The organism is Billgrantia aerodenitrificans, from assembly GCF_021404405.1.
GTDB lineage: Bacteria > Pseudomonadota > Gammaproteobacteria > Pseudomonadales > Halomonadaceae > Halomonas > Halomonas aerodenitrificans.
The window spans coordinates 237,182-258,591 of the sequence record NZ_JABFTV010000002.1 but is presented as its reverse complement, the minus strand read 5'-3'; the positions used below and the strand labels follow the sequence as shown (position 1 = coordinate 258,591).

The following is a 21,410-nucleotide window of genomic DNA, read 5'->3' as shown; positions in this document are numbered from 1 at the left end:
ACGGCCAACTCAGCCGTTCTTGCAGGAGTACGGCAGCGACCTGGCTGCCGTACTCCTCGGGTAACGGATTGGATCAATCTTCTTCTGCCGCCTCTTCGAGCTCCTCGGGATCCAGGCCGGCGAAGAGCTCCTCGAGATAATCGTGGCGTTCCTGCCACATTTCACTCAGCTCATCTCGCCCCATGACGCGCATGGGAGACCCGCCATCTTTCAACTGAGCCTGGACCTCTTCGTCGTTGAACATAGCGACAGCGCCTTCCGAGAGCTTGTCAAGAATCTCCTCGGATACGCCGGAGCGTGTCATGAGTCCGCGGAAGTTGACGCTTGAGTCATCAATGTCGTAGCCGGCCTCCTGGAAAGTCGGAACATCGGGCAGGAACTCTTCATCGCGTTCCAGGTCAGCGATGCCGAGAATTTTCAGCCGATCCTGGCTGCGGTAGGCATCCGACAGGTTGTTGAAACCCGCCATAACCTGCCCACCCTGGACGAAGCGAAGTGCATCGACCCCGCCGGAAGTGGGCACGTACCTGAGCTCGATGCCGGCCTCGTTTTCCAGCTGCAGTGTCGCGATGTGGTGGCCGACGAACAGGCCAGCACCGGACACGGTGACGCGCCCCGGGTTTTCCTTGGCATATTCGACAAGATCATCGATGGTGTCGAATGGGCTGTCACGGCCGACGATGAGTACTGCGGGATCCACCCCCCAGTTGGCGATGGGTTCCAGATTGTCGAGGTTATAATGCGTGTCGTACATCTGCGACTGGGCAATGAAGTGCGGCACGTTATATGCGGCAATATCATAGCCTTCATCACGCCCATTCTGGACCAGGTAATTCCATCCTACCTGTCCACCTGCCCCTGGGCGGTTGACGATTACCATCGGCTCACCGAGATACTCCTCGGCCTTGGATGTTGCAATGCGGGCCTGGAAGTCAGTGGCGCCGCCTGCCGAGTAGGAAACGATCACATTGATGGGGTTAGTCGGAAAATCCTCTGCCGCCCAGGCGGTGCCGCCGGCCAGTACCAGCGTACCCGATACCATGCCGGCAAGAAGGGTCATCTTGGGGAGTTGGCGCTTGTTGTTCATGTCAATGCTCCTTGAGGGTGAGTTTTATTATTTTCTTTGTTAAATCAGGATCCCACTGGGAACCTGAACTCGGAGTACCGTGACAAAGATCAGATACAGTACTCCCAGGAAGAGTGCCGCAATGCCGGCACCGCGAATGGCCCCACGCCAATGGAATCGCTGCGGGGAGTAAATTTGCGTGATGAGGAAGAACGCCAGAAAGGAAGTGGCAAAGAAACCCAACCACCCCATTACCAGCAGGAAGCCAAACAGAATCAGCAGCAGTGGCCAGATCCCGCCCCATGGAATCGGTTCCTCGTCGATGGTGGTAATTGGCTGACGAGGAACCAGGGCCAGCAGAACGAGAATGGCAGCACAAATCATGGCGCCAATGGCCGCCATCTGGGGAAACTCATACCCCGGCACGTTAGGCATGAAGGAGACGACTGCCAGGCCTGCTGCCACCAGCAAGGCGCCCACTGCAGTCAAGCGATGCTGACGATGGCCTGTCATGATTTCACCTCCACAGTACGCCCGGGCGACTGGCTACGCTGGCGCGAGCGCACCTTGAGTTCAGCAATGATGCTGTAACCGATGGAAAGCACACAGAGTGCGATCAGGAACATATTAATGCCGCCGGTAAAGAAGTAATGGAAGGTGCCGTCCATCGCCTGGCCAAGCATCTGCCCCTGGAGGAAGTTAGTTTCCGCAATCGGTCCCAGAATAATGCCAAGCACGACCGGGCCGGGGCCGAAACCAAAGCGCATGGCAAAGTACATTGCGCAACCCATCGTCATCATGATGATCACATCCGATACGCTGTTCTGAACGCTATAGGTGCCAAACACCGCAAGCACTGCTACTGCAGCCGCCATGTGGTGCTTGGGGATGCGGATGACATACCGGCTGAAGCGGCTGATGTAGAGTCCGAAAATCACCATCAGGACTTGGCTCACGAGCAGCGCGCCCATGAAGGTCCAGGCCACAGAGGCATGCTCGGTGAACAGGTCCGGCCCGGGGAAAAGACCCTGGATCAACAGGCCACCCAACAGCACGGCCGCGGTAGGACTGCCGGGAATGCCCAGCGACAGCATGGGCACCAGCGAGGCACCAACCATGGAGTTGTTGGCACTTTCCGAAGTCACCACCCCTTCCGGCTCGCCTTTGCCGAACCTTTCAGGGTGCTTGCTGAGCTTCTTGTTCTGGTCATAGGCGATCAGGCCGGCAATCTGTCCTCCCGCACCGGGAATCAAGCCGACCAGAGTGCCGACGACACTGCCAATACTCAGCGCACGGATTTTCGACAGGTTGTACACCACTGACGCCCACACCGGACGCTGCTCCATGCCGAAGGCCTCTTCGCCGCGGCCGCGACGTGCGTCCTCCACCATCTGGAAGACTTGCGGGATGGCAAAGAGACCAATGAGTGCAGGGATTATGGTGACGCCGCCCTGCAGGTGATCGGTAAAGACGAAGCGCTCGGTACCAGCCACGGGATTGAAGCCGATCAATGAGATCCAGACCCCGACGGCACCAGCCAGAAGCCCCTTCAGCACCGAAGTGCTCCCGAGCGAGCCAATCACTGTAATCCCGAGAATCGCAATCCAGAACAGCTCGGAAGGGCCGAACCTCAGAGCGAAGTCAGCCAGCAGGGGGGTGAAGAAAATCAGCACCAGCACCCCGATAACACCACCCACCCCAGAACTGATGAAGCAGTAATGGAGCGCCTCTGTGGCGCGGCCGTTCCTGGCCATGGGATGCCCGTCAAGCATGGTTGCGATATTGGCTGGTGCTCCAGGTATATTCACCAGGATGGCGCTCACCGCACCACCGGCGACCGTGGCCGTGTAAAGCACACCGAGCAGGATCAGTCCCGAGGTGGCGTCCATCTGAAATGTAAAGGGAATAAGAAGAGCCACTGCCATGGTGGGGCTGAGACCGGGCGTTGCACCCAGCAGTAGCCCGACCATGGTCCCGACAATGAGGATCATCAGGTTCCAGCCGCTCAAGACCTGAGGTAGATACTGGAAAAGCTCCACGGGACCACTTCCTCCTCTCGTAGGCCCAAGCTCCATTGGGCGATACTTGTTATTGAGGGACTGCCTGTCCCAGGTCATATACATAACCTACCTGACGTATTAGACTACCCAAGATAGAGGTGTCAAATCGCTTGGGGTTGCCCATCTGGAACAGCCAGAGATTCGAGGAACGCTCACCTAACTTTATAAGCCATTGAAATTGAATCCTTTTTAGGCGAAGCTCAGGCTGGCTTCTGCAATGGACCCGGAACGCGAAGCCAGGTAGATCGGGGGTTAGGAAGGTTACAATCGGATACAAAAAAATCCGACAAGCTTCCACTCTCGCTCTGGAGTGCCAGCAGGTTTGGGTGGAATTTGACAGGAAACACGGATGGTTCTTTTTTGTACAATATATGTCCAGTGCAAGGCTTAGGGGGCCGAGCAGCTCGGGTCTGGAGGCGACCAACGATGCGCAGGAATAACAAGGCTGAGGAGCATGTCGTGAGAATGGAAGCTGAAAACGAAACCAACAGGCTAAGTCTGTTCACCGCGACGCCGTTGGAAGCCGCCATGGGAAAGCCGCTCTACCGAGTGGTAGAAGACCATATCCGCAACTTGATCAATACAGGAAAGCTTGTTCCCGGCGACCTTATCCCTTCGGAATCGCAATTAGCCAAGGCCTTGGACGTCAGTCCAGGCACGGTCAAGAAGGCCATTACCAACCTGGTCTGGGAGAAGCTGCTCTTCAGGCACCAGGGAAAGGGAACCTATGTTTCTCGAGTCGATTTCGAGAAAAGCCTGTTCCAGTTCTTTTCCTATGGCGACGCAGAAGGCCGATCGATCCGAATCCACAAGACGACGACCGACAGGCGGCGCCAGGAGGGCTCAGCGGCCATCTGCAAGCGGCTTGGGGTCGAGCCTGGCACGGAGCTGCTGTATATCGAGCGGGTGGGGCTCATCGGCGAGCAGCCGATACTGGTCGAATATTCCTGGTGGCCCGCTTCCGTTGTCCCAGGTCTAGAGGATGAGCGGGTGCATATACCCGACTTTCTGTATGCCATGGTACTGAATCGTTATGGCGTGCCCGTAGTAAGAGCCCAGGAGACACTGACTGCCGAGGCTGCTGACGAAACCACCGCCAGAATGATCGGCATCGAGCCCGGCACGCCGGTCGTGGTACTCAAGCGTGTAACCTACACCACGGGAGATCGCATCGTGGAGGTGCGTACCACCAAGGGCAGAGCAGACCGATTCAGCTACAAGACCGAGATTCGCTGATTCCATTTTCCCTGACCAAGCCAAAGTACAGATAACTCAGCCGCCCCTCGGCCTCTCTGCGCAAACACATGGTAACCAGAAGCAGCGTCGAAATCGAAATGGTCACCATGGTGGCAATCGCCGCGCTGATGCGTAGGCTGGCCTGATGACCAATCCTGCTTACCCGGCAGTGCTGTGCAAGCATGTCCTTGAGGCTCTGGACTCGTCTCGTCTCGTCTCTTCTCTTCTCTTTTCTTCGCCGTTTCTTGAGAGACACAACTCACAAGCAACTGATTTTTCGAACCTCAAGCTGGACAGCAGCAAGTATTCTTGGCATGTTCGATGGCATTTATTAACAACCTGAGTAACCCTCTCCACCACCCGCGCAGTGCAGTTTCACAGTCGCTGCCTGGCTAGGAGCGCTACTCTGATCGAGTGACTCATGAGCCAGCTTCTTTTTCACCTCGATTCAAGCCAGCCGACGAGTCTGCAGCAGCAGCTTCGCAAGCAGATAGCTAACGCTATCCTGGAGGGGCATCTTCCCCTCGACGAGGCTCTTCCCTCCAGTCGCAAACTCGCCAAGGAGCTCAAGGTAGCACGGAATACCGTAATGCTGGCCTATGAGCAGTTACTCGATGATGGCTACCTGGTCGCCAAGAGTCGCAGCGGCTATTTCGTCAACCCGGAGATTCTCGAGGGCCGTGCCGAAAAGCCGGTCCGGCTCAACGATATCGATGCCGAGCGCATGCCCTGGGAAGAGCTGCTGACGGAGCGCCCTTCTCAGCAGGAGACCATTCGCAAGCCCAGCGACTGGCACCGCTTTGACTATCCATTTCTCTATGGCCAGATCGATCCCGCGCTTTTTCCCACCCAACACTGGCGGGAATGCAGCCGCGATTCCATGAGTGTGCCAGCGATCCGCAGCTGGTCGGTCGATCACCTCAATGATGATGACCCGCTGCTGGTGGAACAGATCCACCAGCGGCTTCTGCCACGAAGGGGGGTCTGGGCCAGGCCGGAGGAGATTCTGGTCACGGTCGGCACCCAGCAGGCACTTTGGATCGCCGCTATGCTGCTGCTCAAGCCGGGTCGGCAGTTCGGTATGGAGAACCCCGGCTATGTTGACATGTATAACATTGCGCGGCTCTTCACCAATAAAATTCGCCTGCTACCAGTCGACGAACAGGGCATGCGCCCCATCGAGGAGCTGACCCAGTGTCAGTTGGTCTATACCACTCCCAGCCACCAGAGCCCGACGACGGTGACCATGCCACTCGAGCGACGTCGACAATTGCTGGACATGGCTGAAATCGAAAATTTCCTGATTATCGAGGATGACTACGATAGCGAGACCAACTACCTCAGAAATCCCACCCCGGCGCTAAAAAGTCTCGATCGGCACAGCCGGGTCATCTACGTCGGCAGCCTCTCAAAGACCCTGGCTCCGGGCCTTCGCCTCGGTTATTTGGTGGCCCACCCGACATTCATTCGCGAGGCCCGTGCACTGCGGCGGCTGATGCTGCGCCACCCCCCTACCAACAACCAGCGGGCCCTGGCGCTGTTTCTGGAGCGGGGTTATCACGATACACTGATACGCCAGATTCACCAGACGTTCCAAGCTCGCTGGGAGTGCATGAGCGAAGCCCTGAGACGTCATCTGCCGGACTGCTTCACGCCCTCCACCTACGGCGGTTCCTGTTTCTGGATTCGGGGCCCCCAGGGACTGGACGGCCAGCGGCTGCAGCTGCTGGCACGCGAAGACGGCATCCTGATCGAGCGGGGCGACATCCATTTCTTCGACCGCCCCGGCAAGGAGTACCTGCGCCTGGGCTTCTCCGCGATCCCCGAGGAGCGAATCGAGACCGGCATTGAACGCCTGGCTCGACTGCTGCCTCAAGCCATGCCCAGTCGATAGCGATACCGCTGGCCATCAGGCTGCCCCGAGCCGCTGAAGGTCCGCCACCAAGGCTTCAAAACGCCTCCCCGCCTGGCCGATGCAGACCAGGTGGCAGCGACCCGTACGCTCCCCGGCCGGCGACCAGCTCACCCGCTCTCCACTGAGCTGAAGCAACTGAAGCGGCGCGCGATCCTGCCGGTATAAGAAGCCTTTGGCCCGCAACAGCACATCCCGGTAATCGAGCAGCAGCCGCTGCAAACATACGGCATCGACAGGGGCGCGGATCGCTACGCTGACTGACGTCCACCCTCCTCCCGACACGGGGATATGATAAAGCGGCTTGGCACCGACTCGCTCGGATGCTCGGGCTGGGGCGGCGAAGGACGCTTGACGATCCGTACTCTCGATGCGTGCCGCCGAACTGATCCGGCGAAGCAAGGCGATCAACCATGCCTCCTCGGTACGGTCATCAGTGGGAAGACGATTGACCATGATCCGAGTCGCCGCGTGCAGTTGCGCCCGCCAGGTCTCGCCCGTGAACGGGTCAGTGTGGTGTCGTCTGGCCTGGCTAGCATCCACCAGACACACCACCTCCGCCAGGTCGAGCCGCCTCGATACCTTGGCGATGTCCGCGATGCGTGCCGGGTCGGCGACACCGCTCGTTTCGATGAATACGGCTCCCGGTTTGTCGCGCAAGCGCATCGCCTTGGCCAGCTGCTCTGCCAAGGTTCCTCCCAGGGTACAGCAGATGCAGCCATTGCTCAGCTGGAGCATCTGCTCATCACGGTAGTCGATCAGCTCGGCATCGATATTGATGTTACCGAAGTCATTGACCACGATCAGCGAGTTATCCGGTATGCCGCCTCGAATGAGATCATTGAGAAAAGTGGTTTTCCCAGCCCCGAGAAAACCGGCGATGACCGTCAAGGGTACCTTGGGGAGCTTATTCGGCGACATGGACTCGTCCCCCCAGCACGGTAGCCAGTACCCCGATATCCTTTAGGTCTCCGGGAGGACAATCCAACGGATTCTGGTCAAGCACTGTCATATCGGCAAACTTGCCAATTTCCAGGCTCCCCACCAGATGATCCAGACGCAGGGTATAGGCCGCCCCGAGCGTGATCATTTCCAACGCCTCCCGCACCGAGACGCGCTCCTGCTTACCGAGCACCCGCCCCGAGGCAGTTTCTCGCATGACCGCACACCAGGCGGTGAACAAGGGGCTCAGAGGTGTCACTGGGGCATCGCTGTGCACGGCAACGGGAATCCCCAGTCTTCGGGCCGTTGCCAGCGGCTCCAGCCTCTGGCAACGCTCATGGCCCAGGGTCCGTTCCCGGTGGATGTCCCCCCAGTAATAGAGGTGGTTGGCGAACATGTTCAGGCACAATCCCTGGGAGGCAGCCCGCCGCAACTGGGCATGGTCGATAACCTGACAATGCTGCAGAGTATGGCGGTGATCACAGCGGGGCCAGAGGGCGAGCGCCCCCTCCAGAGCGTCGAGCATGAGCTCGACAGCCTCATCGCCATTGGTATGGATGTGCAGTTGGACGCCGGCCTGATGGTAGGCCTCGACCATCTCCTTCAGGGTCTCGGGCGGAGCATTCCAGATACCGTTTGGCCGACCATCATGGTAGTAGGGCCACTTGAGCCGAGCCGTATAGCCTTGAATCGAGCCATCGGTCATCAGCTTGACCAGGCCAAAATGCAGCTTGTCGTTACCTCGCTCGCGACAGGCCTGCAGTCGCTCGATGCCCTCCTCCAGCGTCCAGGCCAGCCCACTCATGGCCGGCACCAGGCGTACCGGACAGTCGGGCTCCCGGGTCACCTCTTGCAGGGCACGGATTCCCTCGTCCGTCATCGGGTTGTAGAGGTCGGTGAGGGTCGTGACCCCCGCATTGCGAGCCACACGACCATAACGCCGCAAGGCGACTGGACTCCCCACCGCCTCGAACAGGTTCATGCCCAGGGTCTCGAACACTGCATGCATCGCCGCCATTTCCTGCAGCTCTCCGTTGGGCTTGCCATCCTCACCGAGCAGGATCCCCTCGATATCGGGATGCCGATGAAGGCCCGCCAACTCCAGCATCGTGGAGTTGACCGTCATGACATGCAGACTGGCATGCATGATGATCACCGGTCGATCCGTGACTGCCGCATCCAGCGCCCGGCGATCCAGCCGGGTGCCTTCGAAGTACACCGGATCGAACCCCCAGGCGATCAACGGCACACCGGGCGAAAGCGTAGCAGCATGGTCACTAAGCTGTTGCTGCATGGCCTTGATGCTCTGGGCACCTCGCCAGTAATTGCCCTCGGGGTCTCGGCGGGGGAAATAGCCCAGATAGAGATGTTCCCACACGGCCCCTTCCAGCGCATGGCTATGTCCCTCGACGAAACCGGGAAGAATCACCTGCTCCGAGAATCGCCCATCCAGCTTGACCTGTCCCAGCCCCCGCATGGCTTCCTCGGAGCCCACGGCCAGGATGCGGCCATCCCGTACCGCGATATGGGTGGCCTCGGGTTGGGAGGGGTTCATCGTCAGAATCTTGCGTGCCACATACACCGTCGTCATGATGTCACTCCCTTCGTTGCCACCGTTCCGGCAGAGGTGGAGGGACGCCAGAACAGCATCAGGGGAATAACGGCGACGAAGAGCAGTGCCGTGCCACCGAAGACGGCAAAATAGCCCCAGCCTCCCAAAGAGGGCACCAGCGGCGCGAAGATGAACAGGATGTGAAAGGTGGAGAGGATGATCGCTAGGTTGAAGAAGGCCAGTTCTTTCGGCACCGAGGTGCTGAAGTCGGCATCCATCATCCGCAGCAGCAGCAGCCCGCTTCCTGTCGAGCCACAGCAACAGCCAAAGGATGTCAGCGCACGTTCATGCCCCAGCTTGCCACTTAGCCGACCAATGAAAAGGCAGATGATAAGCGTCGCAACCGTTACGCTAATGGCTACCAGAACGATTGGCGCCAGCAGCGCGTAGAGGACCGAGAACTGGATACTCATCAAGGTACCGACGACCATGAAATCCACCGACGACCCGGTGATCCGCTTGAGGCTCTCATCATCGATGCGATGACTCATGCCCAGCCGATCGATGATCAGGCGCATCAGTACACAGACACCTAGCCCATGCAGGAAAAAGAGGTTGTGGCTAAATAGCACATCCAGATTGATGCCACCCGGCTCGGCACCCGCCACCACGCCCTGCATGAACACCAGCCAAATATGCGTGATGACATAGGCAACGGCAAGCAGACCCAGGTGATAGGCCAAGGAATCCAGGCTCGCGGGGTGTGACACCATACGTCCGGCCACCGGAGAGTCGTCGGCAGGATAGAAACCCGACCGGAAATTATCGTCCAATTGGGAGGCCTTATTGGCATTGAGGCCACTATTGATGAAGCGCTTGGCCATTGGCACCCCGACGGCGAAGGCCACCAGGAAGCCTACCGAGGCGAAGATCAAGCCGACCTGTGCAGCATGCTCGATACCGTACTCACCTTCCCAGAGGCCACCATAGGTTAACGCCTGCCCGGGGCCTTGGGTGAAGCCATGGGTGACGATGGCACCCAGCCACTCACTGACTCCAGCTCCAGTCATGGCATCGTATCCAAGGATTACCAGATAGCCGAGCACCCCCTGAAGCCCTAGGCTGATCGTCCAGATTATGGTCAACCACATGCCGCCCCGCATAATGCTACCACCGGATAGTGAGGCTTGCCGGCTCGTGCCAGTCAAGCACAGGGACATGAAACTCAGGGTAAAGAAGTGGAAAGTCAGGGCGGTAAAATCACTAGACTGATAACCGGGAATCCAACCCAAAGAAAGCAGAGAAAAACCAATCAGCCCCCCAATGATACTAGAAGGAATCAGCATGTTTCGGAACAGATGAATACGATTACGTAGGACACTGCCAATCACCAGTAGCCCCGCTAACAAAGCGAAAGCTATTACGCCATGGAATGTATCTTGCATATCACCCTCTCATGCTGTGATTGTTATTTAAGAAAAGAGAATTTAAGCGGCTCTTTATTTCAGTATTCTTCATGCATACAAGACAGAAACAACGTCTTGTGGTACCAGACTAGAAAACGCCGGATGACTTGTATAATATCAATTGAGCAACATTTGATACCAAATAGGCATCACTCATGCGAATCGACATTCGTCACCTTCGTGCCTTCCTGGCGGTTGCGGAGCTGCTTCACTTCCGTCAGGCTGCAGAGCGTCTCAACCTCGCCCAGCCTGCCTTAAGCCGTACCATTCAACAACTTGAGGACGCGATCGGCGTGCCACTCCTCACAAGGAACAACCGTCAGGTAGAGCTCACCGAGCCAGGACGCATTTTTCTCGAGGAGAGCAGAAAACTCATGGCTCAACTTGACTTGGCCATCTCCAACACCAGGCGAGCCGGACAGGGAGAGGTCGGGCGGCTCAGTATCGGCTATACCGATTTTGCGATCACTGGTAAATTGCCCGAAATTCTAAAGGCGTTCAAATCACTGCATCCGGACATCAAGATCAATCTCTTCTTTGGATCAACAGAAGAGCAGCTTGCGCTGTTGGACGAGGGGCGCATTGATTTTGCTTTCCTGACAGGACCTAATCGATCACCGCGGCTGACCACCTTCACCGTCCAAAGGGACCGCTTCATCGCTGTAGTCAGTAACCAGCACCCCTTAGCCACACGATCATATATTGAGCTGGAAGATCTTGCCGAGGAACCCTTTATCGTAGGTTCCATGGAACGATGGAAGCACTTTCGCCGCCACCTCGATGTGCTCTGCATGACGGCAGGTTTCATGCCGAGAATCTTTCAGGAAACCTTCAACAGTGAAGGGATCTTTGGCTTCGTTGCCGCGAACTTCGGCGTCACCATCCATCTAGCGTGCGCCGAGAACTACATCCGCAAGGGGGTCACCACCCTGCCCATCAAGGACGCCACTAACTACCTGGAGACCGAAACCGCCTGGCTGACAGAAACCACCACACCGGCTCAGCGCATCTTCGCCGAGTTCATCCAGGGCTACACAGTCTGAATATGCCCTTCCTTGGGCAACGGCGCATCGCGGGAGCAGGAGGCATCAGGTTACTTGCATTCACTTACAGTACTTCATCTTTCAGATGATACCAGCGATAGAGAAACCGCTGGCCAATGCGCCTAAAGGGAGCGAAGGCCTGGGATTCGACCATTTCCCGTATATTCGGGAACGGCAGTTTGGAGGTGAAGATGGGCAGATCGAGCTGCTTGCCGTCACCGGCTATCCACTGGGCCAGGCGTCGCCCAGCCTGGGCCGAGTACATCACACCGTTGCCGCCATACCCCATTGCATAGTAGATCGTTTCCTTCGAATCGGGTTGATAGATGCGCGGCATCATGTCGTGACTCATGTCGACCCAGCCCCACCAGGAATAGTCGATCTGGATACCCTTAAGCTCTGGGAACTTGCGATGCATGTTACCAACCAGCAGGTTCTCGTATTTTTTCTTGGGTGCATCGCGACCAGTGATAGCACTACGGCTGCCAATCTGCAGGCGGTTGTCAGGCAGCAGGCGATAATAGTGGCGCAATATGCGGGTATCGGTGATGACCTGACGCGTCCGCAGACTGCAGGCATCGATTTCTCCTGGCGTGAGTGGCCGGGTGACGATCGAGTTCGACAGGATCGGCAACAGGCGGTTCTTGAGCTCGGGGTGCAGGGTCTGGGAGGTATATCCACCGGTGGCAATACCCACCGCACGCGCCTTGACCACGCCGCCCGGCGTCTTCAAGTAATGGATACCGTTGCGGGTTTCCCACCCCTGCACCGGACTTGAGGGGTGCACCATGGCTCCCAGTGACCTCGCCTTCCTGAGATAGCCGAAAGCCAGCTTGCCGGCATGGATGCCGATCCCCTCGGGTTCATGCATGGCCCCAGCGGCTTCCTGGTCACCGACCCACTCCCGCTTTACCATCTCGGCGTCGAGGATGCGGGCATCATAGTCGAAGGTCTCCCGTAGCAGCTTGGCCTCCTTTTCCAAGGTTGGCATCACCTTGTCACGATGAGCCACGTACAGATGCCCGCCGTGTTGAGGCTCGCAATCGATGTCCTGAATCAGCGACTTGAAAGTCTCCATGCCCGCCAGGCATTCGCGATGCAGCTTGAGCGCGATTTCCAGGCCGTATCGTTCGATCCACTGGGAACGCTTGAGTCGCCCCGAGGCGCACTGAGCCTGGCCCCCGTTACGGGTACTGCACCCCCAACTGGTACGATTGGCCTCGAGCACCGTGGCGCGAATACCGTACTCCTGGGCCAGGAAGATGGCAGCGGTGAGCCCGGTGAAGCCGGCGCCGATGATCGCCACGTCGACATCCAGGTCAGAAGTCACCGGGCCATCGTCGGCAGGCGGCTCACCCGCCGTGCCGATCCAGTAGGTGGGAGCATAGTCGCGGCCCTGCCCCGGAGTCGCACTGTTGAGCGGATCGTAAGCCGGATCATAAGGCTGAGAAGGATCGGTGGGGTGACACTGCTCGTCTCGTTCCTTGCTGGCGATGGTCTCCATGATCGACTCCTTGTTATAGTTGCTGGGCCGTGACGAAGGAACAGGCTTAGCGGTCGCCGCCGGAAATCGGAGGACGGTTCTTGCGGAAAGCGTTCTTGACGGCGATTTTGCCGTCGCGGAAAGTGAAGGCATCGATCATCCGCGCCTCGGAACGCACTCCATCGGTGGTCGTCCCCTTGTAGGTGGTTTCCGAAAAGCCCCGGTCTCCAATAACAAAATGTTCACCATCGACCCAGCAAGCATCGGGAGCGTTCTTCCACGCACTCTCCAGTCCCTGCCTCACCTCGGCCTGACCAACAAAGCTCTTGCCAACCAGTTCTGGTCCTGCAATCGCATGAAACACGCAATCTTCAGTCATCATTTCCATCACTGCATCGATATCGTGTCGGTTCAGGGCATCGCTAAAAGCTTTGAGAAATTCCACATTCGGCTGTTGCACTTGACTCTCCCAATAACAGTTTCATTATCGCAATGGACGAGGCTGTAAAAGGCTCTGCCTGATGCAGAGCCTGCAAGTAAGGCTACCTCTAAAATCATGCTTTCGCTTAGTACCAGTTAGAAGTGACCCGTTGGTCCAGGTTGATTTACTTTTTATAGATCACATAGATAAGTCAATTCGTCAGAGGAGCATCATCACGCTTTTCTGCCGTTCTCCGCCGCCAGCGCTTGAGGTTACGAACGGTGATCAGGATCAAAGACAACACCGTCAGCGCAAGGAAGAAAATAGTAATTTCATTTCGCAACAGTATCGAATAATCCCCGTTGGACATTTGCAATGCGCGCCTCAGGTTGTTTTCCAACATCGGACCCAGCACGAAGGCAATCAGGAAGGGCGCCGGCGGAATATTTCCTTTGAGCATGGCAAATCCCAGAATGCCGACCAAGAACATGACTAGAACGTCGAAGGGGTTGCTGTTGACCGCATAGGCCCCGAAGACACAGAGCACCAGAACTGCGGGAAAAAGAATGGTATTGGGTATATCAGCAATACGTGAAAATACACGGATACCCAGCTTTCCCCACATTACCATAAACACCGAGCTGAGCAGGATCCCGCAGAAGATTGCGTAGACAATATCGATGTTCTCTTGGAATAGCAGCGGTCCAGGCGTCAGCCCGTGGATCATGAAAGCGCCGAGTATCACTGCCGTAATAACATCCCCTGGCACTCCCAGAGACAGCAGCGGGATCATCGTCGCACCGCAGACGCCGTTATTTCCAGCCTCAGAGGCGGCCACGCCTTCAAGCTCGCCTTTGCCGAAGTTGTCTGCATTCTTTGAAGCGCGCTGTGCTGCACCATAGGAAACGAACGCCGCCGGAGCACCACCGATACCCGGTATGGCACCCAGTACCACACCGATCAAGCTGCCGCGCAGAATGCTGCGAAGCGAGCCCTTGAACTCTTGCCAGCTCACCCGCGCATTGGCTGCCTCGGCAATACGAGTGACAACCCGATAGCGCTTGGTAAACTGATTGATAATCTCTGGCATGGCGAACAAGCCAATCAGGATGGGGATAAAGTTGATCCCAGCGGTAAGCTCCACCTCGCCGAAGGCGAAGCGCGGCGTACCGAAAATGATATCGAGCCCCACACTGGCAAGGAGCAAGCCTAAAGCCGCTGAAGCCAACCCCTTCATCAGTGAGTTCCCGGACACACCGGCAATGATAGTCAGCGAGAAGCACATTAGGGCAAAAAACTCGGGCGGTCCGAAGCGAAGTGCAAAGGCTGCGATAAAACCGGCCATGAAAATCAGGGCGAGGTTGGAGATAAAATCTGCGCAGGCTGATGAGTAGAGCGCCATATTCAGCGCCTTACCTGCCTTGCCCTGGCGAGCCAAGGGGTAGCCATCCATCACGGTACAGGCCCCACCAGGCGTGCCCGGCGTCTTGATTAAGATTGCAGGTATGGACCCACCATATACTGCCCCCTTGTATACGCCAACCAATAGCAGGATGCCGGTGACCGGCGCGAGGGAAAAGGTAAAGGGTAGCACCAAGGCCACGGCCATAGTCCCCGTCAGGCCGGGGATGGCCCCAAAAACTATCCCCACCAGTACACCGACCAATATCGCCAGTATGTTTCCCCAGCTAAAGAACAGCTCGAAACCTTGTGCAAAGTTGTCGATAATCATGAATATATCCCTCTTCGCCCGGGCAGGGCGACAGCATTCTCAGAATCATGAACGATATGTATTCGCTCAGAAAATGGCGCGGAAAACTGCTCGAGCCAGAGGATCGGGAATGGGAATTCCCGCCACATAGACAAAGAAGAGGTAGAGCGCTACTGGCAGAAGAAGAGCCACGGTCACCAACACCTTCCAGCGGCATTCACCATACGCATAGCCTAGCAGTACAATTCCTATTGCAGAGGCGACGACCATACCAACTCGTGTCATTACCCAGTAGTATCCCGACAACAAAATGAAGCCGACGATCAGACCCAAAATCGCGTTTTTCAAGGGAAGCTCTTCATCACCCCCCTCGCGGGCGGCCGAGCTGGGAGTAGCCTGCTCTTTTTCAAACCAGGCCATTGCAGTCAAAACCAGCCCCGACAAAAAGAGTATCGAGGTGGCAACCAGTGGCCAGAAACGCGGTGAAAGCTGGCCCTCCCGCAATCGACCAGGCTGCGGTACTCCCTCAGGGATCAAGAAGATAAGCAGAAAAACAGCCAGCGCCAATACGAGAAGCCCGATACTGACTTCCTTGAGTTTCATGGTCATGGAAATACCCGCCCTCGATAAATTTACGGAAAGCCGAGCTTCCGAGCACAATGAGCGACACAGGGGCCGCCTGGCAGCCCCTCTCGACACTGATGCAGCAGCTCAATCGGCGAGTTGAAGGCGCTCGACAATATCCTGTATCACAGTAACCTGACTGCCCACGAACTCCTTGGTCTCTTCAGGAGACATGATGCTGGGAATGGCTCCCAAGCGATCCACAGAGGCATTCCAGCTTTCGGATTCCTGCAGTTGCGCCAAGGCCTCGGCCCAGGCTTGGATAATGTCCTCGTCCATTTCTGGAGGGCCGGCCAGGGCGCTCCAGCCAATGCCGGCCTCCATGCTGTCATAGCCCAGCTCGGTGAAAGAAGGCACATTCGGAAGATCATCGACCCGCTCCGGCGTCGTTACACCAAGCGGCTTGACGGTACCTGAATTGATTTGGCCCAAGGCCGGGGACAGGTTGACACAGGTGAAGTCCACATGGCCGCCAACCACGGAAGAAACCACTTCACCATCGCCTTCATAGGGAACATGGTTGGCGGTATCCGGATCGATACCCTGGCTATCGAGCAGCAGCGATACCACCAGATGGTTGCCTGTACCAACTCCCGAGGTCGAGTAACTGTACTTGCCAGGGTTGGCCATCACCCCTTCTTTCCACTCTTCAAGTTTGCTGTAGGGAGAGTCTTCAGGAACGATGCAAACGAAAGCATCGAGAGAGAGCATGCCCAGGTAGGTAAAGTCATCCCACTCATAGGGCGCATCTGGGTTCAGCGCTGGCCCTGTAGCATGAGATCCGTAGCGGGCCAGTAGCAGCGTTTTGCCATCGGGGGCGGCATTACGAACGAAGTTAGACCCCACCACACCCGCAGCACCGGTGCGGTTCACCACCAGAACATTTCCGCCGATGTAGTCCGGAATCGATGATGCCATAGTGCGTGCGGCAAGATCTGAAGAACCACCAGGCCCATAGGGTGCCACCAAGGTAATCGGGCCATCTGGATAGTCCGCCAGAGCACTGAAAGAGGCCAGTACCATGGAAGAGGCAAGAGAAACGGGAAGAAGCTTTGCAGGGATTTTCATGTAATTCCACCTGAATAATTTGGCATTGTTCTTTAACGTCATGCTGAGAGGAACATGCTGAAAACTATCTTCATCAGATGACTCTCTAAGACGCTACTTGCCAATTCTCAGGGAGCATAGTGCCAGTCGCTGCCTCCCGATAAGGCCAGTTTCCGTGTATTACCCGCAAAGGGTTGTCAAGCTTGCCCGAGTGCTCAAAAAGCCGAAAACTGTTGGCCGGACAGGGCCTCACACCCCGGCCCCGCCCTTCAGCCTCTCGCTGCGCCGTCGTAACAGTTCCATGGTAACCAATAGCAGCGTCGAGATCAGGATCAGAATGGTGGCCATCGCGGCAATGGCCGGGCTGATGTTCTCGCGAATGCCGGAGAACATCTGGATCGGCAGGGTGCGCTCGGTGGGGCTGGCGATGAACAGCGCCACCACCACTTCATCGAACGAGGTGGCAAAGGCGAACAGGCCGCCCGACACCACGCCGGGCACGATCTGCGGCAGCACGATGGTGAAGAACACCCGCATGGGGTTGGCACCCAAGCTCGCCCCGGCGCGCACCTGATTGAAGTCGAAGCCCTGAAGAGTGGCGTTGACGGTGATCACCACGAAGGGCACGCCGAGCACCGTATGGGCCAGCACCAGCCCCGTGTAGGAGTTGAGCAGGCCGACCTGGGCGAAGAAGAAGTACATGCCCACCGCGACGATCACCAGCGGCACCACCATGGGCGAGATCAGCAGCGCCACGATCAGCCCCTTGCCGGGAAACTCGGCGCGATTGAGGCCCACCGCCGCCAGGGTACCGAAGATCATCGCCAGCAGCGTGGCCAGCGGCGCCACGATCAGGCTGTTCTTGAGCGCCCCCATCCACGCCGAGGAGGTGAAGATCGCCTCGTACCAGCGCAGCGAGAAGCCCGGCAGCGGGTAGGTCAGGAATGAGCCGCTGCTGAACGACAGCGGCACGATCACCAGTACCGGCGCGATCAGGAACAGCAGTATCAGGCCGCAGAAGATGCGAAAGACCCAGAACCACACTTTCTCTACCGGCGAGGCGTAGGGAGGTAGCGACATGGCTCAGCTCCTGATCAGCTGCTTGCGGTTCACCAGGCGGTGGTAAACCAGGTAGAGCAGTAGAGTGACCACCAGCAGCAGGCTGCCCAGCGCCGCCGCCATGCCCCAGTTGTTGGTGGTGTTGGTGTAGTAGGCCACGTAGTAGCTCACCATCTGATCGGCCGGCCCGCCCACCAGCGCCGGGGTGATGTAGTAACCCAGCGCCATGATGAAGACCAGGATGGTGCCGGCTGCCACGCCGGAGATGGTCTGCGGCACGTAGACCTGCCAGAAGGCGGCGAAGGGGTGTGCCCCCAGCGACACCGCGGCGCGCTGATAGCTCGGTGAGATGCCCTTCATCACGCTGTACAGCGGCAGCACCATGAACGGCAGCAGAATGTGCACCATGGCGAAGAACACCCCGATGCGGTTGAACACCAGCTGCAGCGGCGAGTCGATCAGCCCGCTGAAGATAAGGCTCTGGTTCACCAGGCCGTTGGACTGCAACAGGATGATCCACGCCGCGGTACGCACCAGCAGCGAGGTCCAGAACGGCAGCAGTACCAGAATCATCAGCATGTTGCTGGTCTTGGCCGGCAACGTGGCCAGCAGATAGGCCAGCGGGAAGCCCAGTGCCAGACAGATCAGGGTGACGCCACCGGCGATCACCAGCGTGCGCTGGAACACGCTCAGGTAGAGGCGGTCGCGCTCGGCGACGCGCGCTATCTCACCGTCGGTGCCACGCTGCAGATCGAGCGAGGCCAGCAGGTAGCGGTCGGTGGTGGTGGGCGCGGTACGCTGAATGCCGAGCCAGGTCTCGGTCTCGCCCCAGGCGGGATCGATCTCGGTCAGGGTCGCGACCCAATCGGTATCGGGGCCGACCGCATCCACCGTCGGCAGGCCACGCAGGGTATTCATCAACAGGCTGCGATAACGGGAATCCTCGTAGTTGAGGCGCCGGCTGATGCGCCCCAGCCCACCGCCCTGACGTGAATCACGCAGCTCGGCGGCAAAGGCGGCCAGAGTGGCCTCGTCCGGCAGCCCGCTGCCGTCCCAGTGGCGCAGCCCCTCTGCCGTGAGCGGCATCACCGAATCGAGTTCGGTGTTGTCGACGCTGCGCCACAGCATGTTGCCAATGGGTACCACGAAGACGACGATCAGAAACAGCGCCAGCGGCGCCACCAGACCAATGGCCTTGAGCTTGCGCAGCCGTTCGGCACGGCGTAACTGCGCCTTGAGATTACCGCCAGGCTTGGCTGGCGACATGGTTGCCGACAGGTTCGCAGACATCGCCTACCCCATGGTTCAAGCGTGCCGGGCCCAGCCCTAGGGCGGGCCCGAAGTGAAAGCAGGGCTGGCGGCGGCCCAAGGCCGCCGCTCGGCGTCGCTCAGCGGGCCGCCCAGGCGCTGAAGCGTTGCTCCAGCTCTTCACCATGATCGACCCAGAAGCCGGTATCGATGGCCAACGCCCCTATCATGTTCTCCTCGTAGGTGGGCATGCGTCGCGCCTGGGTCTCATCCAGTTGGGCGATGGCTTCCGGGTGCACCGGGCCGTAGGGAATCTCGCTGGAGTAAGCTGCCTGGTTCTCGGGCTGGCTGGCGAACTCGATGAAGGCATAGGCCTCGTCGACGTGTTCACTGCCGGCGACGATGGCCCAGTAGTCGAGGTCGTAGATGCTCTCGTTCCAGACGATCTCGAGGTTGCTGCCCTCTTCCTGGGCAGCGGCAATGCGACCGTTGTATGCAGAGGTCATCGCCACGTCGCCGGATACCAGCCACTGGGGCGGCTGGGCACCGGCCTCCCACCACTGAATGTGGCTCTTGATCTCGTCGAGCTTGGCAAAGGCGCGATCGACCCCCTCGTCGGTGCGCAGCACCTCATAGACCTCATCGGCGGCCACGCCATCTGCCATGAGCGCGAACTCCAGGGTGTACTTGGCGCCACGGCGCAGCCCGCGTGTGCCGGGGAACTGCTCGACGTCCCAGAAATCGGCCCAGGAGGTCGGTGCACTGTCCAGCGCATCGGCGTTGTAGGCCAGCACCGTCGACCAGACGAAGGTGCCCACGCCACACTCGTCGAAGGCTGCGTCGATCAGCACGCTGCCCAGCCCCAGGCGCTGCCAGTCGATGGGTTCGAACAGACCCTCGAAGCAGCCGCGTACCAGCTCGGGAGATTCCATTTCCACCAGATCCCAGCTGACGTTGCCGGTTTCCACCATGGCGCGGATCCGCGACAGCTCGCCGTTGTAGTCACCCGGTGTGAGTCGGATGCCCGTCTCCTCGGTAAAGGGGCCGTAGTAGGCGTTCTGCATGGCATCGCCGGAGGCGCCACCGAAGGAGATCACGGTCAGTGCCTGAGCGCTGGCGGAAACCGCCAGACCGAGGCTGACCAGGCCGCCGAGGGCGATGCCACGGCTGATGCGGGATAGTGGGAAGCGCTGCTGAGTCATTGTCTTTCTCCCGGCCAAAGGCCTTTGTTATTGAATTTACTGCGTTGTTGCGGAGCAGGAGGCGTCGAGTGCGCGCACGTCCTCGTCTCGCCAGCCGAGTTCGATCACATCTCCCGGCTGCATACTGCTTTCGAAATCGTCCACCGGCACCCGCGCCATGAACTCGTCGTTGTCGGCCAGTTCGCAGCGGACTCTCAAGTGGTCGCCCAGGTAGATGAACTCGCGGATGCGCGCCTGGAGCCGATTGGGCAGGCCCTGGGCGGAGCCGTTGAGCTTGACCCGCTCGGGGCGAATCGACAGCCGCGTGGCATCCCCCACCGCGAGTCCGCTGCCGATCAGCGCACCCGTGCTGAAACCGTCGCCGAAACTGACCCGGCAATGACGCCCCTCCACCGACTGAATGCGCCCTGCCAGGGTGTTGTTCTCGCCGATGAACTGGGCGACGAAGGCATTGGCGGGATGCTCATAGAGGTTGGTCGGGGTGTCGATCTGCTGAATCACGCCATCGTTGAACACCGCCACCCGGTCCGACATGGTCAGCGCTTCGCTCTGGTCGTGGGTGACGAAGACCACGGTGAGCCCGAGCCGCTCATGGAGATGCTTGATCTCCAGTTGCATCTGCTCGCGTAGCTGCTTGTCCAGCGCGCCCAGCGGCTCGTCCATCAACACCAACTGCGGCTCGAAGACCAGCGAGCGGGCCAGCGCCACGCGCTGCTGCTGGCCGCCGGAGAGCTGGGTGGGTCGGCGCTTGGCAAAGTCGCGCAGCTGGATCATGTCGAGAATGTGAGCCACCTTGCGGTCGGCCTCGGCGGCCGGCATGCGACGCGTCTTGAGCGGGTAGCGGATGTTCTCCTCTACCGTCATGTGGGGAAACAGGGCATAGTTCTGAAACACCATGCCGAAGTTGCGCTTGTGGGGCGGCACGCTGTTGAGCCGCTGCTCGCGCAGGAAGATGTCGCCACTGGTCGGCACTTCGAAACCGGCCAGCATCATCAGGCAGGTGGTCTTGCCAGAGCCGGAGGGCCCCAGCAGCGTGACGAACTCCCCTTGGCGAATCGTCAGGTTGAGATCCTTGACCACCAGATGCTCGCCGTCGTAAGTCTTCTGAACGCCTGTAAACGTAATCAAGGGCGGCGGATGAGGGTGCGATTCGTTGGTCTTGTCGTGAGGCATCGTTTCACCCATGGCGATTTCAGAGGGGTGCAGACGTCAAGAATAATGCAAGACGTTCACTGAAAGTTTCAACATTCAAGCTAAACATCGCCAAGAACATCGTCAAGTATATTCCACATCCTTCTTTAGCCGTAATTCAACGCAACAGGCAAATGCCCCTCCCAT

At 58.5% G+C, this 21,410-nt stretch carries 18 protein-coding genes; 3 read left to right on the top strand and 15 right to left on the bottom strand.

Features of this window, described 5'->3' with window-relative positions:
- Nucleotides 1-73: 73 nt before the first annotated feature.
- The 3 genes from HOP59_RS04460 to HOP59_RS04450 are packed head-to-tail and all read right to left on the bottom strand — an operon-like array spanning nt 74 to nt 3,105.
- Nucleotides 74-1,087, bottom strand: a complete 1,014-nt coding sequence (locus tag HOP59_RS04460) for a Bug family tripartite tricarboxylate transporter substrate binding protein (protein ID WP_234252971.1) — start codon at nt 1,085-1,087, stop codon at nt 74-76.
- Between the two features lie 39 nt (nt 1,088-1,126).
- Nucleotides 1,127-1,579, bottom strand: a complete 453-nt coding sequence (locus tag HOP59_RS04455) for a tripartite tricarboxylate transporter TctB family protein (RefSeq protein WP_234252970.1) — start codon at nt 1,577-1,579, stop codon at nt 1,127-1,129.
- Nucleotides 1,576-3,105, bottom strand: coding sequence for a tripartite tricarboxylate transporter permease (locus tag HOP59_RS04450; RefSeq protein WP_234252969.1), 1,530 nt, complete (start codon nt 3,103-3,105; stop codon nt 1,576-1,578). Before HOP59_RS04450 ends, HOP59_RS04455 begins: the two co-directional genes overlap by 4 nt.
- Before the next feature lie 447 nt (nt 3,106-3,552).
- On the opposite strand from HOP59_RS04450, the gene HOP59_RS04445 reads away from it, so the two are divergent.
- Together HOP59_RS04445 and pdxR are read left to right on the top strand one after the other, a co-directional pair.
- Nucleotides 3,553-4,362 carry a GntR family transcriptional regulator gene (locus HOP59_RS04445; protein ID WP_234252968.1) on the top strand — a complete coding sequence of 270 codons (810 nt, stop codon included), beginning with the start codon at nt 3,553-3,555 and terminating at the stop codon, nt 4,360-4,362.
- 421 nt (nt 4,363-4,783) lie between these two features.
- A complete protein-coding gene (gene pdxR / locus HOP59_RS04440; RefSeq protein ID WP_234252967.1) occupies nt 4,784-6,256 on the top strand; it encodes a MocR-like pyridoxine biosynthesis transcription factor PdxR in 1,473 nt (490 codons plus the stop codon).
- Between the two features lie 15 nt (nt 6,257-6,271).
- On the opposite strand, the gene HOP59_RS04435 is transcribed toward pdxR, so the two are convergent.
- From HOP59_RS04435 to HOP59_RS04425, 3 genes are read right to left on the bottom strand one after another with little or no spacing between them, the layout of a single operon-like run.
- Nucleotides 6,272-7,195, bottom strand: coding sequence for a CobW family GTP-binding protein (locus tag HOP59_RS04435; RefSeq protein ID WP_234252966.1), 924 nt, complete (start codon nt 7,193-7,195; stop codon nt 6,272-6,274).
- On the bottom strand, nt 7,182-8,807 hold the full coding sequence (locus tag HOP59_RS04430) for an amidohydrolase (protein ID WP_234252965.1): 1,626 nt from the start codon (nt 8,805-8,807) through the stop codon (nt 7,182-7,184). The genes HOP59_RS04435 and HOP59_RS04430 overlap by 14 nt, the downstream gene beginning before the upstream one ends.
- Nucleotides 8,804-10,213, bottom strand: coding sequence for a sodium/glutamate symporter (locus HOP59_RS04425; protein ID WP_234252964.1), 1,410 nt, complete (start codon nt 10,211-10,213; stop codon nt 8,804-8,806). Before HOP59_RS04425 ends, HOP59_RS04430 begins: the two co-directional genes overlap by 4 nt.
- 176 nt (nt 10,214-10,389) lie before the next feature.
- Between HOP59_RS04425 and HOP59_RS04420 the strand changes: the two genes are divergently transcribed.
- A complete protein-coding gene (locus HOP59_RS04420; protein WP_234252963.1) occupies nt 10,390-11,277 on the top strand; it encodes a LysR family transcriptional regulator in 888 nt (295 codons plus the stop codon).
- A gap of 64 nt (nt 11,278-11,341) precedes the next feature.
- Here HOP59_RS04420 and HOP59_RS04415 read toward each other — a convergent pair whose 3' ends face one another.
- From HOP59_RS04415 to HOP59_RS04375, 9 genes are all read right to left on the bottom strand, one after another.
- Nucleotides 11,342-12,781, bottom strand: coding sequence for an NAD(P)/FAD-dependent oxidoreductase (locus HOP59_RS04415; protein ID WP_234252962.1), 1,440 nt, complete (start codon nt 12,779-12,781; stop codon nt 11,342-11,344).
- Nucleotides 12,782-12,827: 46 nt separating this feature from the next.
- On the bottom strand, nt 12,828-13,220 hold the full coding sequence (locus HOP59_RS04410; protein ID WP_234252961.1) for a nuclear transport factor 2 family protein: 393 nt from the start codon (nt 13,218-13,220) through the stop codon (nt 12,828-12,830).
- Nucleotides 13,221-13,392: 172 nt separating this feature from the next.
- Entirely contained in the window at nt 13,393-14,913 is a 1,521-nt protein-coding gene (locus HOP59_RS04405; RefSeq protein WP_234252960.1) for a tripartite tricarboxylate transporter permease, read from the bottom strand.
- Nucleotides 14,914-14,979: 66 nt separating this feature from the next.
- Complete coding sequence (locus tag HOP59_RS04400) at nt 14,980-15,501, bottom strand: tripartite tricarboxylate transporter TctB family protein (protein WP_234252959.1); 522 nt, start codon at nt 15,499-15,501, stop codon at nt 14,980-14,982.
- A gap of 102 nt (nt 15,502-15,603) precedes the next feature.
- Nucleotides 15,604-16,584: a Bug family tripartite tricarboxylate transporter substrate binding protein gene (locus tag HOP59_RS04395; protein WP_234252958.1), complete on the bottom strand. Its 981-nt coding sequence runs from the start codon at nt 16,582-16,584 to the stop codon at nt 15,604-15,606.
- A gap of 228 nt (nt 16,585-16,812) precedes the next feature.
- On the bottom strand, nt 16,813-17,643 hold the full coding sequence (locus tag HOP59_RS04390; RefSeq protein WP_234252957.1) for an ABC transporter permease: 831 nt from the start codon (nt 17,641-17,643) through the stop codon (nt 16,813-16,815).
- Between the two features lie 3 nt (nt 17,644-17,646).
- Nucleotides 17,647-18,912: an ABC transporter permease gene (locus HOP59_RS04385; protein ID WP_234252956.1), complete on the bottom strand. Its 1,266-nt coding sequence runs from the start codon at nt 18,910-18,912 to the stop codon at nt 17,647-17,649.
- A 98-nt stretch (nt 18,913-19,010) separates the two neighbouring features.
- Nucleotides 19,011-20,072 (bottom strand): ABC transporter substrate-binding protein, encoded by a 1,062-nt coding sequence (locus HOP59_RS04380; RefSeq protein WP_234252955.1) that lies wholly within the window; start codon nt 20,070-20,072, stop codon nt 19,011-19,013.
- Nucleotides 20,073-20,108: 36 nt separating this feature from the next.
- Nucleotides 20,109-21,245 (bottom strand): ABC transporter ATP-binding protein, encoded by a 1,137-nt coding sequence (locus HOP59_RS04375; RefSeq protein ID WP_010629379.1) that lies wholly within the window; start codon nt 21,243-21,245, stop codon nt 20,109-20,111.
- Nucleotides 21,246-21,410: the final 165 nt, after the last annotated feature.

Excerpts from the sequence above, each read along its gene's own strand:
- HOP59_RS04460 (WP_234252971.1), bottom strand. The coding sequence starts at position 1,087 with ATGAACAACAAGCGCCAACTCCCCAAGATGACCCTTCTTGCCGGCATG.
- HOP59_RS04455 (WP_234252970.1), bottom strand. The coding sequence starts at position 1,579 with ATGACAGGCCATCGTCAGCATCGCTTGACTGCAGTGGGCGCCTTGCTG.
- HOP59_RS04445 (WP_234252968.1), top strand. The coding sequence starts at position 3,553 with ATGCGCAGGAATAACAAGGCTGAGGAGCATGTCGTGAGAATGGAAGCT.
- pdxR (WP_234252967.1), top strand. The coding sequence starts at position 4,784 with ATGAGCCAGCTTCTTTTTCACCTCGATTCAAGCCAGCCGACGAGTCTG.
- HOP59_RS04435 (WP_234252966.1), bottom strand. The coding sequence starts at position 7,195 with ATGTCGCCGAATAAGCTCCCCAAGGTACCCTTGACGGTCATCGCCGGT.
- HOP59_RS04430 (WP_234252965.1), bottom strand. The coding sequence starts at position 8,807 with ATGACGACGGTGTATGTGGCACGCAAGATTCTGACGATGAACCCCTCC.
- HOP59_RS04425 (WP_234252964.1), bottom strand. The coding sequence starts at position 10,213 with ATGCAAGATACATTCCATGGCGTAATAGCTTTCGCTTTGTTAGCGGGG.
- HOP59_RS04420 (WP_234252963.1), top strand. The coding sequence starts at position 10,390 with ATGCGAATCGACATTCGTCACCTTCGTGCCTTCCTGGCGGTTGCGGAG.
- HOP59_RS04415 (WP_234252962.1), bottom strand. The coding sequence starts at position 12,781 with ATGGAGACCATCGCCAGCAAGGAACGAGACGAGCAGTGTCACCCCACC.
- HOP59_RS04405 (WP_234252960.1), bottom strand. The coding sequence starts at position 14,913 with ATGATTATCGACAACTTTGCACAAGGTTTCGAGCTGTTCTTTAGCTGG.
- HOP59_RS04400 (WP_234252959.1), bottom strand. The coding sequence starts at position 15,501 with ATGACCATGAAACTCAAGGAAGTCAGTATCGGGCTTCTCGTATTGGCG.
- HOP59_RS04395 (WP_234252958.1), bottom strand. The coding sequence starts at position 16,584 with ATGAAAATCCCTGCAAAGCTTCTTCCCGTTTCTCTTGCCTCTTCCATG.
- HOP59_RS04390 (WP_234252957.1), bottom strand. The coding sequence starts at position 17,643 with ATGTCGCTACCTCCCTACGCCTCGCCGGTAGAGAAAGTGTGGTTCTGG.
- HOP59_RS04385 (WP_234252956.1), bottom strand. The coding sequence starts at position 18,912 with ATGTCTGCGAACCTGTCGGCAACCATGTCGCCAGCCAAGCCTGGCGGT.
- HOP59_RS04380 (WP_234252955.1), bottom strand. The coding sequence starts at position 20,072 with ATGACTCAGCAGCGCTTCCCACTATCCCGCATCAGCCGTGGCATCGCC.
- HOP59_RS04375 (WP_010629379.1), bottom strand. The coding sequence starts at position 21,245 with ATGCCTCACGACAAGACCAACGAATCGCACCCTCATCCGCCGCCCTTG.